General features: G+C 66.3%; 14 protein-coding genes and 1 pseudogene. 9 read left to right on the top strand and 6 right to left on the bottom strand.

Going from position 1 to position 14,610, the window contains the following annotated elements; all coding sequences use genetic code 11:
* Nucleotides 1-31: 31 nt before the first annotated feature.
* Nucleotides 32-1,264, bottom strand: a complete 1,233-nt coding sequence (locus tag AC1DIN_RS08260; protein WP_441471549.1) for an argininosuccinate synthase — start codon at nucleotides 1,262-1,264, stop codon at nucleotides 32-34.
* 244 nt (nucleotides 1,265-1,508) lie between these two features.
* On the opposite strand from AC1DIN_RS08260, the gene AC1DIN_RS08255 reads away from it, so the two are divergent.
* Both AC1DIN_RS08255 and AC1DIN_RS08250 read left to right on the top strand, forming a co-directional pair.
* Nucleotides 1,509-2,117, top strand: a complete 609-nt coding sequence (locus AC1DIN_RS08255) for a DsbA family protein (protein ID WP_476809340.1) — start codon at nucleotides 1,509-1,511, stop codon at nucleotides 2,115-2,117.
* A gap of 10 nt (nucleotides 2,118-2,127) precedes the next feature.
* Nucleotides 2,128-3,030, top strand: a complete 903-nt coding sequence (locus tag AC1DIN_RS08250) for an NHL repeat-containing protein (RefSeq protein ID WP_476809339.1) — start codon at nucleotides 2,128-2,130, stop codon at nucleotides 3,028-3,030.
* On the opposite strand, the gene AC1DIN_RS08245 is transcribed toward AC1DIN_RS08250, so the two are convergent.
* Complete coding sequence (locus AC1DIN_RS08245; RefSeq protein ID WP_476809338.1) at nucleotides 3,031-4,104, bottom strand: M48 family metallopeptidase; 1,074 nt, start codon at nucleotides 4,102-4,104, stop codon at nucleotides 3,031-3,033.
* Between the two features lie 38 nt (nucleotides 4,105-4,142).
* Nucleotides 4,143-4,695, bottom strand: a pseudogene (locus tag AC1DIN_RS08240) (LemA family protein).
* A 352-nt stretch (nucleotides 4,696-5,047) separates the two neighbouring features.
* Between AC1DIN_RS08240 and rpsA the strand changes: the two are divergent.
* The 6 genes from rpsA to lhpI all read left to right on the top strand — a co-directional run bounded on the left by rpsA (nucleotide 5,048) and on the right by lhpI (nucleotide 11,044).
* Complete coding sequence (gene rpsA, locus AC1DIN_RS08235; RefSeq protein WP_441471544.1) at nucleotides 5,048-6,751, top strand: 30S ribosomal protein S1; 1,704 nt, start codon at nucleotides 5,048-5,050, stop codon at nucleotides 6,749-6,751.
* Between the two features lie 221 nt (nucleotides 6,752-6,972).
* Nucleotides 6,973-8,262, top strand: coding sequence for an Hsp70 family protein (locus AC1DIN_RS08230; protein WP_476809337.1), 1,290 nt, complete (start codon nucleotides 6,973-6,975; stop codon nucleotides 8,260-8,262).
* A 173-nt stretch (nucleotides 8,263-8,435) separates the two neighbouring features.
* Complete coding sequence (gene sppA / locus AC1DIN_RS08225; RefSeq protein WP_476809336.1) at nucleotides 8,436-9,407, top strand: signal peptide peptidase SppA; 972 nt, start codon at nucleotides 8,436-8,438, stop codon at nucleotides 9,405-9,407.
* 28 nt (nucleotides 9,408-9,435) lie between these two features.
* On the top strand, nucleotides 9,436-9,720 hold the full coding sequence (gene ihfB, locus AC1DIN_RS08220; protein ID WP_149133844.1) for an integration host factor subunit beta: 285 nt from the start codon (nucleotides 9,436-9,438) through the stop codon (nucleotides 9,718-9,720).
* Between the two features lie 38 nt (nucleotides 9,721-9,758).
* Nucleotides 9,759-10,097, top strand: a complete 339-nt coding sequence (locus tag AC1DIN_RS08215; protein ID WP_476809335.1) for a LapA family protein — start codon at nucleotides 9,759-9,761, stop codon at nucleotides 10,095-10,097.
* Nucleotides 10,097-11,044, top strand: coding sequence for a bifunctional Delta(1)-pyrroline-2-carboxylate/Delta(1)-piperideine-2-carboxylate reductase (lhpI, locus tag AC1DIN_RS08210; RefSeq protein ID WP_476809334.1), 948 nt, complete (start codon nucleotides 10,097-10,099; stop codon nucleotides 11,042-11,044). Before AC1DIN_RS08215 ends, lhpI begins: the two co-directional genes overlap by 1 nt.
* Nucleotides 11,045-11,087: 43 nt before the next feature.
* On the opposite strand, the gene AC1DIN_RS08205 is transcribed toward lhpI, so the two are convergent.
* Nucleotides 11,088-11,258 carry a DUF3309 family protein gene (locus AC1DIN_RS08205; RefSeq protein ID WP_441471539.1) on the bottom strand — a complete coding sequence of 57 codons (171 nt, stop codon included), beginning with the start codon at nucleotides 11,256-11,258 and terminating at the stop codon, nucleotides 11,088-11,090.
* Between the two features lie 263 nt (nucleotides 11,259-11,521).
* Here AC1DIN_RS08205 and mepA point away from each other — a divergent pair, with 263 nt between their 5' ends.
* Nucleotides 11,522-12,460: a penicillin-insensitive murein endopeptidase gene (gene mepA, locus AC1DIN_RS08200; RefSeq protein WP_476809333.1), complete on the top strand. Its 939-nt coding sequence runs from the start codon at nucleotides 11,522-11,524 to the stop codon at nucleotides 12,458-12,460.
* Nucleotides 12,461-12,469: 9 nt separating this feature from the next.
* Here the strand turns inward: mepA and AC1DIN_RS08195 are convergent, their stop codons facing one another.
* Both AC1DIN_RS08195 and AC1DIN_RS08190 read right to left on the bottom strand, forming a co-directional pair.
* Complete coding sequence (locus AC1DIN_RS08195) at nucleotides 12,470-13,621, bottom strand: extensin-like domain-containing protein (protein ID WP_476809332.1); 1,152 nt, start codon at nucleotides 13,619-13,621, stop codon at nucleotides 12,470-12,472.
* Between the two features lie 584 nt (nucleotides 13,622-14,205).
* A complete protein-coding gene (locus AC1DIN_RS08190) occupies nucleotides 14,206-14,505 on the bottom strand; it encodes a hypothetical protein (protein ID WP_441471536.1) in 300 nt (99 codons plus the stop codon).
* Nucleotides 14,506-14,610: the final 105 nt, after the last annotated feature.

Genomic DNA, 14,610 nt, shown 5'->3' with positions numbered 1-14,610 from the left:
CGCCGATAGGCGGGCTTTCGTAGGAGAGGGCTCAGAGACCGAGCTTCTTCTTGCGCTGGCCCAGCGTGCGCAGGCGCAGAGCGTTGAGCTTGATGAAGCCTGCCGCGTCGCGGTGGTCATAGGCCACGGCGCCTTCCTCGAAGGTGACGAGGTCCTGATCGTAGAGCGAGTAGTCGCTAGAGCGGCCGATGACGTGGACGCCGCCCTTGTAGAGCTTGAGGCGGACGTCGCCGGTGACGAACTCCTGGCTCTTGTCGATCAGCGCCTGCAGCATCTCGCGCTCCGGCGAGAACCAGAAGCCGTTATAGATCAGCTCGGCATATTGCGGCATGATCTGGTCCTTGAGATGCGCCGCGCCGCGGTCGAGCGTGATCGATTCGATGGCGCGATGGGCCGCATGCAGGATCGTGCCGCCGGGCGTCTCGTACATGCCGCGGCTCTTCATGCCGACGAAGCGGTTCTCGACGAGGTCGAGCCGGCCGATGCCGTTGTCGCGGCCGAGATCGTTGAGCTTGGCGAGCAGCGTCGCCGGCGAGAGCTTCTCGCCGTCGATCGCGACCGCGTCGCCCTTCTCGAAGGAGACCGTGACGATCGTCGGGGTGTCCGGCGCGTCCTCCGGCGAGATCGTGCGCGAATAGACGTAATCGGGCACCTCGACCGCCGGATCCTCCAGCACACGGCCTTCCGAGGAGGCGTGCAGCAGGTTGGCGTCGACGGAGAAGGGGGCCTCGCCGCGCTTGTTCTTCGCGATCGGAATCTGGTGCTGCTCGGCGAAGGCGATGAGCTGCTCGCGCGAGCGCAGATCCCATTCGCGCCAGGGCGCGATCACCACGACGTCGGGCTTCAGCGCATAGGCGGTGAGCTCGAAGCGGACCTGGTCGTTGCCCTTGCCGGTGGCGCCGTGGGAGACGGCGTCGGCGCCGGTCTTCTCGGCGATCTCGATCAGCTTCTTGGCGATCAGCGGCCGCGCGATCGAGGTTCCCAGCAGATAGACGCCTTCATAGGCGGCATTCGCCCGGAACATCGGGAAGACGTAGTCGCGCACGAATTCCTCGCGCAGGTCCTCGATATAGATGTTCTCCGGCTTGATACCGAGCAGCAGCGCCTTGTCGCGGGCAGGGCCGAGCTCCTCACCCTGACCGAGATCGGCCGTGAAGGTCACGACCTCGCATCGATAGGTGGTCTGCAGCCATTTGAGGATGATCGAGGTGTCGAGTCCGCCGGAGTAGGCGAGGACGACCTTCTTCACGCTGCTGTCAGCCATCTGATCAATTTCCTGCTGGCGGCCCGCGGGCCGCGTTTCGGACGCAATGGCGCACTATCGCAGGGTTCGGGGCGAAGCAATCGGAACCTTCTGATCGATCCCGCGTCGTCCTGTGATGGGTCGGCGTTGGCGACGGCGTCGTCCCACTTTCCGATAGCGCCCGTTTGCGGCGCTTGCGGTCGTGCTTCGGAGGGCGCAGGCTCACCGATGCGCGACACGAGATGACGACCTGTTCGGAGGCTGAATGCCGAATCGTCCCGTTCTGGACTTCTGGTATGAGTTCGCGTCGCCCTATTCCTGCCTGAGTGCACTCAGAATCGAGAAGCTGGCCGAGGAGGCCGGTGTCTCCTTGCGCTGGCGGCCTTTCCTGTTGGGGCCGATCTTTGCTGCGCAGGGTTGGAACAGCTCGCCCTTCGCACTCTTCCCCAGCAAGGGCCGTTACATGTGGCGCGACACGGCTCGGCGCGCCCGGCGGCAGGGGTTCAGCTTCATCAAGCCCGACAATTTTCCCCACAATTCGCTGACCGCGACGCGGTTGGCGCTGGCCGGCCGCGAAGCGGGGTGGACGCCGGTCTTTTCGCGGGCTCTGTTCCGGGCGCAGTTCTGCGAAGGCAAGAACATCGCGGAGGAAGCCGTATTGACGGCGGCGCTGAAGGAGGCCGGCAGCGATCCCAATGTCGCGCTGCCGCTGTCACGCAGCGAGGAGGTCAAGGGCCGGCTCAAAGCCGAGATCGAATATGCCAAGTCCATCGGCATCTTCGGCGCGCCCTTCTTCGTCGCCGGCGATGGTGAATTGTTCTGGGGCGACGATCGGCTGGAGGAAGCGCTCGAATGGGCGCAGGACGGGCGCTGAAATCGTGATCGTGGATCGCCGCCGTCTCCTGGCGGCGGGCGCAGGTCTCTTCCTGGCTCCCGCTGCGCTGGCGCGCCCGTCCCTGTCCGGCGACGCGCCCGGCTACGATATGCGCGAACTCAGCGCCGTGCCCAATGAGCCTGCCATCGGCCGCCGCTATTGGTCTCCGGGTCTGAACGAAGGCTACATTCCCCAGGGCCTGACGGTCTATCGCGACGAGATCCTGATCGCCGCCTATCGCAGCAGCGAGCGTGATCAGGACAATGGTCCGTCCCAGCTCTTTCGCCTGTCCCGCACCGATGGGCGTTTGCTCGGCAGCTTCGCCTTGCCGGCGACCTACGGCCATCCGGGTGGCCTCGCCATGGTCAAGGACACGCTGTTCGTTGCCAATTCGGGACGTCTGCTCGCGCTCGATTTTAAGGAATCCTGCCGCGTTGGCGAATGCGTGCCGCTGAAGGAGGCGCGCGTCGACAAAGCGATGGGACCTTCGTTCCTTGCTGCATCCGGCGACAGGCTCTGGTTCGGTCCCTTCCGCCGCGAGGGCATGCCTAGCCTCCATGCCGTGCCGGTCGCCCGGGTGCTGTCCGGGAGCGAGGTGGCGATCAGCCTCGCGGATGCGGCGGCGACCATCCCGCTGCCGCTCCTCGCGCAGGGCGCGACCTTCGGCGATGACGGGAGCATCTGGATATCGCAGAGCGCCGGCAATCGGCCCGCATACCTGTCGAGGCTCGACAGCCGCACCGGCGCGGTCCTGGCGCGTTACGGAGCTCCCGGCGGCATCGAAGACCTCGGCCGTGCGCCGGACGGCAAGCTCTGGGCGGTCAGCGAGGCCGGGACGCAGCGCTGGAACCGCTGGAGCACCTTCTATCCGCTCGTTTTCGAGATCGACTCCGCGAAGCTGGTCGTTGCCTGATCAGCCTTGGCCGGGCGCTTGCGGCGGGCGGGACCAGGGGCCGCGCGCCGCCGTCTCCTCGACCATGGTCTGCAGGTCCTGACGCTCAGCGAGCCTGGGCGGGTGCGGCGGCATCTCCGGCATGCGTCCGCCCGCTGTCTCGATCAGCGCCTGCACGCGCTTGGTGACGGAAGGGTGGGTCGAGAACAGATCGGCGAAATCGTCGGGGTCGTTCTCGAAGCACATGTCCATCACGCCGGAGGGAATGCCGTCGATGTCGGCCCGGCCGGAAATCTTGAGCAGGGCCGAGATCATCGCATCCGGGTTCTTGGTCAGCTCGACCGCTCCGGCATCGGCCAGATATTCGCGCGACCGCGACAGAGACAGCCGGATCAGTACGGCCAGGAACCAGGAAATCGCGATCACCGCGACGCCGATGACGATCGCCAGCCCGTTGCCCTTCTTGGAATCGTCCGACGAAACCCTGATCCTGCTGCGGCCGAAACCGCGGAACACGATCTCGCCGATGAAGGAGACCACGCCGGCGATCACCACCGCGACCACCATCAGCCGGACATCGCCGTTGCGGATATGGGTCAGCTCATGGGCGAGCACCGCCTCGACCTCGGCGTCGTTGAGCTGTGCCAGCAAGCCGCTGGTGACGGTCACGGTGAACTGCTTGTCGTTCACGCCGCTGGCGAAGGCGTTGAGCGCATCGCTCTCCATGATGGCGAGCCTGGGCATCGACAGGCCGCGCGAGATGCAGAGATTCTCCAGCATCCGGTAGAGCTTGGGGTTGTCCGCCTGCGTGATGCCCCTGGCGCCGGTCACCGCGCCGATCAGCGCGACATTGATGCGGAAGCCGACGAAGATCCAGAGGATCGTCGCCAGCGTGATGAAGGGAAACCAGGAGCGGAAGATGCGGTTCGCCTCGCCGAAGACGGTTTGCCCGCGCGGCACGCCGCCATAGCCATACGCGATCAGCAGCAGGCCCCAGGCGGTGAGGTAGACGAGCAGGAAGAGCCCGGCGATCAGGAGGTTGGACCTGATCCGGTTGTTGCGCTGATGGGTATAGAGCCCGAAGGCCTGAGCCATCGCTCGCGCTCCCCCTGCCTGCCGCCGGCAGTCTTGCGCTAGAACTTCACGCTCGGCGCGACCTCGATCTGGGCGCGCGCGGTCTCGCCGACATCGAAGAATTCGCGCTGCGTGAAGCCCATCTGCGGGGCGAACAGCACGGCCGGGAAGGCCTGGATCGCCGCGTTGAACTCGCCGACCGCATTGTTGAAGAAGCGCCGCGCCGCCGCGAGCTTGTCCTCGACATTGCCGAGATCGACCTGCAGCTGCTGGAAATTCGCGCTGGCCTTGAGGTCGGGATAAGCCTCGCCCAACGCCAGCAGCCGCCCGACGGCGCCGGAAAGCTGCTGCTCGGCGGCGGCCTTGTCGTGCACGCCGCTGGCGCCCTGCGCGGCGTTGCGGGCGGCGATCACCGCGTCGAGCGTCGACTTCTCATGTGTCGCATACCCCTTCACCGTCTCGACGAGGTTGGGGATCAGGTCGTGGCGCTGCTTGAGCTGGACGTCGATGTCGGCGAAGGCCTGGTTGCTGCCGCATCGTCACGAGCCCGTTATAGGTCATGATCGCATAGACGACGAGGGCCACGATCAGCCCGAGTATGACCCAGCCCATGCAAAGCTCCCCTTGTGCCGGCCCTAGAGCATGCACACTGGCACGGCCGGAGACCTCGGAAAAGCGGCAGAAAGCTTGCTCTGACGACCGGAGTGGATTACATCGCCCTTGTCCGAAGGGCCGTGATCGATCATGCGCCGGGGGCGGTCTTCGAGACCTGCTCCCGTTTCGTGCTGGAAGCGGGCTCTTTGGATACGGATCGAACCGGCGGCATGGCGCCTCCGGCCCCGAGCATATCGGGGCGGGATTCCTCCGAGAGGAGAAGCTGACGGTAGCGGTCCGGAACGCAACACCAGCCCAGGCGCCCAAGCCGGACATCCGCGGGATACGCGGCCGGCTCCCAGGAGATTACATGTCTGCAGTTGAAAGCTACAGCGCGGGTCGCGAGGATTTCGCCGCCCTGCTCGAAGAGTCCTTCACCCGGAACGAGGCCCTCGAAGGCTCCGTCATCAAGGGCAAGGTCGTCGCCATCGAGAAGGATATGGCGATCATCGACGTCGGTCTGAAGACCGAAGGTCGCGTCGCGCTCAAGGAATTCACCGGCCCCGGCCGTGAGCAGGAACTGAACGTCGGCGACGAGGTCGAGGTCTATCTGGACCGGATCGAGAACGCGCTCGGCGAAGCCGTCATCTCGCGTGACAAGGCTCGTCGCGAAGAGAGCTGGGTCAAGCTCGAGAAGGCCTTCGAGGCCCGCGAGAAGGTCACCGGCATGATCTTCAACACCGTCAAGGGCGGCTACACCGTCGACCTCGACGGCGCCGTGGCCTTCCTGCCGCGCTCGCAGGTCGACATCCGCCCGATCCGCGACGTTGGCCCGCTGATGGGCCAGCCGCAGCCCTTCGAGATCCTCAAGATGGATCGTCGCCGCGGCAACATCGTCGTGTCGCGCCGCACCGTCCTCGAAGAGACCCGCGCCGAGGCTCGTTCCGAGCTCGTCGCCTCGCTCGAAGAGGGCCAGGTCATCGACGGCGTCGTCAAGAACATCACCGAGTACGGTGCGTTCGTTGACCTCGGCGGCATCGACGGCCTGCTGCACGTCACCGACATGGCGTGGCGCCGCGTGAACCACCCGTCCGAGGTCGTGACCATCGGCCAGACGGTCAAGGTCAAGATCATCAAGATCAACCAGGACACGCACCGCATCTCGCTCGGCATCAAGCAGCTGCTGGCCGATCCGTGGGATGGCATCGCCGAGCGTTACCCGGTCGGCACCCGCCTCAAGGGTCGCGTGACCAACATCACGGACTACGGCGCGTTCGTCGAAGTGGAGCCGGGCATCGAAGGCCTGATCCACGTCTCCGAGATGTCCTGGACCAAGAAGAACGTCCACCCCGGCAAGATCGTCTCGACCTCGCAGGAAGTCGACGTCGCGATCCTCGAGGTCGATCCGGTCAAGCGCCGCATCTCGCTCGGCCTCAAGCAGACCCTGCGCAACCCGTGGGAGCTCTTCGCGGAGCAGCACCCGTCGGGCTCGACTGTCGAGGGCGAGGTCAAGAACAAGACCGAGTTCGGCCTGTTCCTGGGTCTCGAAGGCGATATCGACGGCATGATCCATCTCTCGGATCTCGACTGGAACCGTCCGGGCGAGCAGGTCATCGAGGAATACAAGAAGGGCGACGTCCTGCAGGCCGTCGTTCTCGATGTGGACGTCGAGAAGGAGCGTATCTCGCTCGGCCTGAAGCAGCTCGGCGGCGATCCCTTCGTGGATGCCGGCGAGTTCAAGAAGGGTCAGATCGTCACCTGTGAGGTGGTTGAGGTGAAGGAGTCGGGTCTCGACGTGAAGATCGCCGACACCGACATGATGACCTTCATCAAGCGCGCCGAGCTGGCCCGCGATCGCTCCGAGCAGCGCCCCGAGCGCTTCGCGGCCGGCGAGCGCATCGACGCCCGCGTCGTGCTCTTCGACAAGAAGGCCCGCAAGATCCAGGTGTCGGTCAAGGCTCTGGAGATGGCTGAGGAGAAGGAGGCGATCGCCCAGTTCGGTTCGTCCGACTCCGGCGCCTCGCTCGGCGACATTCTGGGCGCCGCGCTCAAGAAGGCCACCGACAAGAAGTGAGGTTTCGGCCGCGGAAGCGGCCGGCCTTCGAATTCGGCCCGCGCGGAGAAATCCGCGCGGGCTTTTGTTTCGGCTGATTATCCTCAGCCCTCATCCTGAGGAGCCGCGCAGCGGCGTCTCGAAGGAGGCTCCAGTGCGCTCTGGAACATCCGTCGAGACGCGGGCTGCGCCCGCTCCTCAGGATGAGGGCTGGCCTGTCCATCTCGCGAAAGGAGCCCGCCATGACCCCCGCCGCTATCGGCATCGACTTCGGCACCACCAACAGCGTCGTCGCGTTGGCGGGAGCGGACGGCTCGGTCATGACACGCTCCTTCGTCACCAGGCAGGGCGCGGTCGACGCCTATCGCTCGGCGCTGATGTTCTGGCGCGAGGGGCGCCCGCCCGAGACCCGCGTCACCCATGTCAGCGGCCCCGATGCGCTTGACATGGCGCTGGGAATGACCGCCGAGCACCGCTTCCTGCAGTCGCTCAAGACCCATCTTTCCAGCCGCGCCTTCCAGGAAACCCGGCTGTTCGGCAAGCTTTTCCGGCTGGAGGATCTGATCGGCGTCTTCCTGGCCGATCTCTCGGCGGGCCTCGCCGGTCATGACGCGCTGCCGCTGATATCCGGCCGCCCGGTCGTCTTCGCCGGCGAGCGGCCCGACGAGGAGCTCGCGGTCGCCCGCCTCAAGGCCTCCTACGGCAAGGCCGGGATGAGACAAGTCGATTTCGCCTATGAGCCGCTAGGCGCCGCCTATTGGTACGCACGCGATCTCAAGGAGCCGCAGACCATGCTGGTCGCCGACTTCGGCGGCGGCACCAGCGACTTCTCGGTGATGCGCTTTGAGCCGGGGGAGGGCGGCAGGCTTGAGGCCATCCCGCTTTCCCATGCCGGTGTCGGCGTCGCCGGCGACACCTTCGACTACCGCATCATCGAGCACGCCGTTTCGCCGGCGCTCGGCAAGGGCACGGATTATCGCTCCTTCGGCAAGCTCCTGCCGGTCCCCGCGCATTATCACGCCGCCTTCGCGCAATGGCACAAGCTCTCGCTGATGAAGAGCCGCGAGACCATGGCGGAGCTCAATGCCCTGATCCGCGAGGCGGTCGAGCCCGGCAAGCTCGAGGACCTGCTGACGGTGATCGAATACGATCTCGGCTACGAGCTCTATCGCGCCGTTTCCGCCGCCAAGGTCGCGCTCTCCGACAATGAGGCGACCACGCTGAGCTTCGGCCAGATGGGCGTCACCATCGAGAAGCAAATCCGCCGCACCGATTTCGAGCGCTGGATCGCCGACGACGTCGGCGCGATCGAAGCCGCGCTCGACCGCGCTCTGGCGGAGGCCGGTCTCGGCGGGGATCGCATCGAGGCGGTTTTCATGACCGGCGGAACCTCCTATGTCCCGGCGGTGCGCAGCCTGTTCGATCGACGTTTCGGCGCCGGGAAGGTGCATATCGGCGATGCCTTCCGCTCGGTCGCGAGTGGCCTCGCGCTGCTCGCGCTCGACCGGGCGCGCGTCTCGGTCGCGGCCTGAAGGCAAGCTCGCGCCTTGCCGGCCCGGCATGTCGGGTCTACATCACGGACCCGCAGCCGCCGCTCGCTTTCCGTTCGGCCGGGATCGGTCGAGCGAAAAGAATTCGCGCCAAATCAAAAAGTTGAGCATGCTCTGATCGCCAAGTCGGTTGGAACATGCTCCAGGAGTGCCCGATGTCGTCCGATGCCGACTTGCTCGCCGATCGCCGCAGCCTGCGGCGCAAGCTGACGCTCTGGCGTGTGCTTGCCGTGCTCGGTGTGATCGTCGCCGCAGTGGTCGGCGGCCTCGCCTGGAGGGGCGATAGCCCCGTGAGCCTGTCGAGCGCGCATATCGCGCGCGTCACCGTCTCCGGCTTCATCTCCGGCGATCGTCGCACGCTCGACCTGATCAAGTCGGTCGAGGACAGCAGCGCCGTCTCGGCCGTCGTTCTCAGGGTCGACAGCCCTGGCGGCACCACCTCCGGCTCGGAGGCGTTGCACACGGCGCTGCGCCAGCTCGCGGCCAAGAAGCCGATGGTCACCGTGGTCGACGGCGTCGCTGCTTCCGGCGGCTATATCGCTGCCATGGGCGCGGACCGCATCGTCGCGCGCCAGACCTCACTCGTCGGTTCGATCGGCGTGCTCTTCCAGTTCCCCAATGTCTCGCATCTGCTCGATACGGTCGGCGTCAAGGTCGAGTCGATCAAGTCGAGCCCGCTCAAGGCCGCGCCGAGCGGCTTCGAGCCGACCTCTCCGGAGGCGCGCGAGGCGCTCCAGCGCGTCGTCGACGACAACTACGCCTGGTTCAAGCAGATGGTGCGCGACCGACGTCACCTCGCCGACGCCGAACTGGCCACCGTCTCGGACGGGCGGGTCCATTCCGGCCGCCAGGCACAGGCGCTGAAGCTGGTCGACCAGATCGGCGGCGAGACCGAGGCGATCGCCTGGCTCGAAAGCGAGAGGGGCGTCGCCAAGGATCTCAAGGTGCGGGACTGGCGTCGCCGCAGCGAATCCTCCTCCTTTGGCCTATGGAGCTTGGCCGAGGCGATGGCGCGCGGCGCGGGGCTCGAGGCACTGGCCGCGACGATCGCGCGGGCCGCGGACCAGCCGGTCGGCTTGCGGCTTGACGCGCCCTTGGCGCTCTGGCAGCCTGCCGCTGAAAAGTGATGTTGATACAAATGGTTATACTCCGGCGATGATTAAATCCGAACTCGTTCAGCGGATCGCTGATCAGAACACCCACCTTTATCAGCGCGACATCGAGAACATCGTCTCGGCCATCCTGGACGAGGTCGTGAAGGCTCTCGCGCGCGGTGACAGGGTGGAGTTGCGTGGCTTCGGCGCTTTCTCGCGCAAGGCGCGCTCCGCCCGCGTCGGCCGCAACCCCCGCACGGGCGATGCGGTGGAGGTCGAGGAGAAGTTCGTCCCCGTCTTCAAGACGGGCAAGGAGCTGCGGCTGCGCCTCAACGGCAAGTCGTAAGCCGAGAGCCGGCCGTTCCTGCCGGCACGGAGAACGTGATGAAGGCCTTTCTCAAGGCGTTGGTGCTGGTTCCGGTCGCGCTGCTGGTCGTGCTGTTTTCGGTGGCGAACCGTGCGCCGGTGCGGGTTTCTCTCGATCCCTTCAGCCGGGACCTGCCGGCGCTTTCTTATGAGCTGCCGCTCTTCGCCGTGGTGCTGGCGGCGATCGCCGTCGGCGTCCTTGTCGGCGGCCTGGCGTCCTGGGTCGCCCAGGGCAAGCACCGCAAGGCTGCGCGCCGCAATCGTCGCGAGGTCGAGGCCCTGCGCTCCGAGACGCAGGCCCTGCGTTCCGCCGTTCCCGATTCTGCCCTGCCGGCCCTGACCAGCGGACGTAATTGATGCGCCTTTTCGATGCGGCCGAGATCGACGCGGCCCTGAGCTATCCCGCCCTGATCGACATCCTCGACGACGCGTTCCGCAGCGAGGTCATCGCCCCCAAGCGCGGGCAATACGCGATCGAGCGCCCGGGCGAGGAGAACGCCATTCTGCTCACCATGCCGGCCTGGAGCGGGCCGGATGTCGACAAGCCCTATATCGGCACGAAGATCGTCTCGGTCTTCTTCGGCAATGGCCGCCGCAACTTGCCCGGCGTGATGGGCGCCTATCTGCTGATGGATGGCGAAACCGGCGCGCCGCTCGCGGTGATGGACGGCAACCGCCTGACGACCTGGCGCACCGCCGCTGCCTCGGCCCTGGCTTCGCGCTACATGTCCAATCCGGAAGCCAGTCGCATGCTGATGGTCGGGGCCGGCGCGCTTTCGCCCTTCATCATCAAGGCGCATCGCTCGGTCCGGCCGCTGACCGAGATCGCGATCTGGGCCCGCCGTCCGGAGGCGGCCGAGGCTGTCGTCGCCGAACTGGCGAAGGATGGCATCGAAGCCCGTGCCACCATCGATCTCGAAGGCGAGGCGCGCACCGCCGACATCATCTCCTGCGCCACCAATGCGACCGAACCGCTCATCCACGGCCATTGGCTGAAGCGCGAGGCGCATCTCGACCTCATCGGCGGCTTCACCATGCAGATGCGCGAGGCCGATGCCGATGCGCTGCATCGTGCCCGTGTCGTGGTCGATTCCAGCAAGGCGATCGACGAGGGCGGCGATGTCGCCGTCGCGATTGCCGAGGGCAGCTACAGCGCTGACCAGGTCTCAGGCACCTTGGCCGATCTCTGCCATGGCAGGATCGCCGGCCAGATCGAGGGCGGCGGCATCACGCTGTTCAAGTCGGTCGGCGTCGCGCTCGAGGATCTGGCGGCTGCCATCGCGGTCTGGGACAACCGCGCCTGACGCCTGAGCCGTAGCGCGATCCCTGCCGATCAACTGCGCGCGGCTACGCCATAGGCGCGCCGCCGATGGCTCCGAGCAGCCACAGGATCAGCACGATGACGAGGACAAGGCCGAGCACGCCGCCGAGGCCGGCAGTGCCGTAGCTGCGGTGGCCGTAATACCCGCCGCCGCCAAGCAGCAGGATGACGAGCAGGACGATCAGGACGGTGGACATGGTAAGCTCCCGTAAATCGGTGCCCCTGTGGGGCGCGTTCTAACGGGAAACGCCGTCCGGAAATGGTCGGTTCCGAGGAAAGGCCTTCGGGATCATTCGAGCTTGATGCGGGCACCCCGGATCAGGTCGCCTCATTTCCTCATTTCGGATTGCAGGAAGAGCTGGCCGCTTTGCGTCGCCTCGGCTCGAGGCTGCAATTCGTCGCGCCGCCTGCCCAGCCGTCGCGCTTGACCGCCGCCGAAGGTCGCGGCGATTCTGCCGTCATGCGCAATACCTCCCGAATCGCCGCCCTTCTCGCGTCGCTGGCTCTCCTGCCGACCGCTGCCCTGGCACAGTCGACCGCCGAGCAGGAGGCGAAGACGCGGGCCGCCAACATCGCCGCCTATCCTGATGCCGCCCGTGCGCTGTTCGGCCAGAAGACGACGCCGGCGAGCATGGAGCCGCGCGCCATCGGCTCCTATGCCCGCGGCTGCCTTGCCGGCGCCGAGGCGCTGCCGGTCGACGGGCCGAGCTGGCAGGTGATGCGGCTCAACCGCAATCGCAACTGGGGCCATCCGGTCCTGATCGATTACCTCGAAAAGCTCGCCCGCGACGTGCCTCGCATCACCGGCTGGCCGGGCCTTCTCGTCGGCGACATGTCGCAGCCGCGCGGCGGTCCGATGCTCACCGGCCACGCCTCGCATCAGATCGGGCTCGATGCCGATGTCTGGCTCACGCCGATGCCGAAGGGCCGGATCGACCGCGAGGGGCGCGAGAACATGCCGGCGGTCAACATGGCCCGCGCCGACTGGCGTGACGTCGACCCGCGCAACTGGACCCCGGCCCATACGCGCCTGATCAAGGCCGTTGCGGCCGAACCCCGCGTCGAGCGCATTTTCGTCAATCCGGCGCTGAAGGTTGCGCTTTGCCGGGAGGCCGGGGCGGACAAGAGCTGGCTGGATAAGGTGCGGCCGATCTGGGGCCACAACTATCACTTCCACATCCGCATGGCCTGCCCGGCCGGCATGGCGAGCTGCCAGGGCCAGGAGCCGCCGAATTTCGGCGATGGTTGCGGGGCGGAGCTGAGCGGCTGGGTCGAGCGCCAGTATCAGGCGATCTTCAATCCGCCCAAGCCCAAGCCGGGTCCGAAGCCGAAGCCCAAGCCGCCGATGTCGCTCGATGCCCTGCCGCCGGAATGCCGCCAGGTGCTCGTTTCGCACTGAGGTCTCGCCTCAGCGCCTCCGCGGTACGCGCCCTGAGCTGTAGGCGAAGGGGTCGTGCTCGGGGTTGATCGGCATCGCCTCCTCGGAGCCCTGCTGGTCGACGACGCCCGAGCCGCCGCCATCGCCGAGGGCGGCCTCCTCCTCCGAGGGCTCGACCGCGCCGGGCAGGGCGAGCGGCCCGCGCGTTTCGCTTGGCAAGGGCTGAGGCTGGAAGCGTCCCTGGCGCTGGCGCGCGTCATATTGCTCCAGGAAGCGCTGCTGTGCGTCGAGGCTGTTGTCCTGGCCTCGCCCGTTGTTCGCGACCGGATAGCCGCCCTGCACGGCGCCGGGCGGACGCAGGCCTTCGTTCGGCTGGCGCAGCAGCGGCCCGCCGGCATAGGCCGTGGCAGCCGGCGCACTGCCGCGCGGAGATGCCGGGGCGTTCTGAGCCGAGGAATAGGGCCGGGCCGGGTCCGGCGGAGGCAGGTTGTAGTTCGGCGTGTATTTGATGATCGGCTTGCAGATATGCCGGCCCTTTGCGTGGCGGGCGAGGTCGATGTGGAGGTGGTCGTAATGCATCGGATCGGCGCCGGGGCCGAGCACGGTGCCGAAATAGGTGCAGGCGCCGACGAAGATCTCGCGCAGGAAGTTCTGTTCCTCCGGCGAGCCCCGCCAGCCGTCCTTGACGGTGACGACGCGGTTGTCGTTCAGCCGGAAGGAGAAGACGTCGACGGCATTGCCATAGGCATGCTCCGACGTGCGCGTCGTGTAGGTGCCGTTGTTCATCGCGCGGCAGGAATAGGAGCCGGACCGGATCTCGATCACCTGTGCGCCAAGGATGTTCATCGCGGCGGGCTGCACGACCTCGGCGAACCACTGGTCGGTCGTCGCCACGACCGGGCAGGCGAGCAGGGCCGGGCTCGTCAGGCTGACGCTGCCGTTCTGCAGGGCCGTGACCTTCAGCGGCTGCTGCATGCCGCAGATTCCGGGGCCGTCGATCGCCTTGCCACGCAGGCTGACATAACTCGAGATCTGCACTTGGCCGGAGGCCATGCAGGTTGCTTCGGCCTGGTCGCGCCAGGGAGCGCGCTGCGGCTTCTGGAATTTGCCGCAGCCGGCCAGGCCGGCGGCGCCGACCAGACCAAGTGCGAAGAGGGCGAGTTTTGCGCGTCGCATACCCATCAAATGCGAAGCGTTTGGTGAACGGTTTCTCAACCGACTGCGCCCCGGCCGCCACAGCCGGATTAACTTTGACGTGGTGGTGAACCGGCCCTTAATTCGGGCTGGGCGCGCGTTAACCGTCGGTACCGGGCGCGACCGGGCAGCAGCTCCCAGTCGCGGTGAAGATCAGCCGGCGAAGCCCGGTGGAGAAACATGGCGGCGGCGAGGCGAGGGGTGTGAGAAGACGCTTCTGCGACGTTTTCTCTTTCGAAATATCCCCAAATCTAATCAGTGCTTTAAGCAAGTTTTAAGGATGATCTAGCCTCCGCCGTTGCGCCGCCACCGTCTCGCCCCCTTGCGGCCCCCGTCAGTTCTGCTAGCTTCCGCGACAGGTCAATGACAGGAGGAGGGTGTGATGAGTATCACGCTACGTCTCGACCGGTGGATCATGGGTGCGGCCTTCGTGTTCATGATGGCAATCGTTCTGGGAGCGTTCTGACGGGGTCAGTCTCGAAGTCGCTAGGACCACAAGAGTCATGAAAATGCAGCGCCGCCGGGACATCCCGGCGGCGCTTCTGTTTTGATGCAGGGTCGCTCGCTGCGCCTCAGCTTTCGGGGCAGGGTGTTTCGGTGATCTGCCAGGACATCATGTTCACGACACGTCCGCAGGTCGCCAGCCGGCGGCCCTGAGTGGTCCTGATGCAGGAGTTCGATCCTTCGGCGATCTTGCGGCCATCGTTCCAGCAGAAGCAGAGCGGCTCCGGCGCCTGCGCGAGACGCGGCGGGTCGAGCGCGACGGCCGTTTCGCCAGCCGCGGCGGCTTCGCTGATGAGGAACAGTACGGCGAGCGCGAGCAGCCAGCGCAGCGCCCGATGTCGGTGAGGCCTCGGTCCGGATCCGGTCATGGGCTCTCTCCCTGCCTTTAGCATGGCGAGGTCGACAAGCATTTTACCATGCGTGCCCGATCGCGACGAATGATTATGTACTGATTTGAAAGAGTAAGAGATTTC

Source organism: Allobosea sp. 05T438, from assembly GCF_056396025.1.
Note: the sequence above shows the minus strand (reverse complement) of the source record. Positions and strands in the feature narration are given on the sequence as shown.

What these genes read in the sequence shown, in the direction of transcription:
- AC1DIN_RS08260 (WP_441471549.1), bottom strand. Translation starts at nt 1,264, where the DNA reads ATGGCTGACAGCAGCGTGAAGAAGGTCGTCCTCGCCTACTCCGGCGGA.
- AC1DIN_RS08255 (WP_476809340.1), top strand. Translation starts at nt 1,509, where the DNA reads ATGCCGAATCGTCCCGTTCTGGACTTCTGGTATGAGTTCGCGTCGCCC.
- AC1DIN_RS08245 (WP_476809338.1), bottom strand. Translation starts at nt 4,104, where the DNA reads ATGGCTCAGGCCTTCGGGCTCTATACCCATCAGCGCAACAACCGGATC.
- rpsA (WP_441471544.1), top strand. Translation starts at nt 5,048, where the DNA reads ATGTCTGCAGTTGAAAGCTACAGCGCGGGTCGCGAGGATTTCGCCGCC.
- AC1DIN_RS08230 (WP_476809337.1), top strand. Translation starts at nt 6,973, where the DNA reads ATGACCCCCGCCGCTATCGGCATCGACTTCGGCACCACCAACAGCGTC.
- sppA (WP_476809336.1), top strand. Translation starts at nt 8,436, where the DNA reads ATGTCGTCCGATGCCGACTTGCTCGCCGATCGCCGCAGCCTGCGGCGC.
- ihfB (WP_149133844.1), top strand. Translation starts at nt 9,436, where the DNA reads ATGATTAAATCCGAACTCGTTCAGCGGATCGCTGATCAGAACACCCAC.
- AC1DIN_RS08215 (WP_476809335.1), top strand. Translation starts at nt 9,759, where the DNA reads ATGAAGGCCTTTCTCAAGGCGTTGGTGCTGGTTCCGGTCGCGCTGCTG.
- lhpI (WP_476809334.1), top strand. Translation starts at nt 10,097, where the DNA reads ATGCGCCTTTTCGATGCGGCCGAGATCGACGCGGCCCTGAGCTATCCC.
- AC1DIN_RS08205 (WP_441471539.1), bottom strand. Translation starts at nt 11,258, where the DNA reads ATGTCCACCGTCCTGATCGTCCTGCTCGTCATCCTGCTGCTTGGCGGC.
- mepA (WP_476809333.1), top strand. Translation starts at nt 11,522, where the DNA reads ATGCGCAATACCTCCCGAATCGCCGCCCTTCTCGCGTCGCTGGCTCTC.
- AC1DIN_RS08195 (WP_476809332.1), bottom strand. Translation starts at nt 13,621, where the DNA reads ATGGGTATGCGACGCGCAAAACTCGCCCTCTTCGCACTTGGTCTGGTC.
- AC1DIN_RS08190 (WP_441471536.1), bottom strand. Translation starts at nt 14,505, where the DNA reads ATGACCGGATCCGGACCGAGGCCTCACCGACATCGGGCGCTGCGCTGG.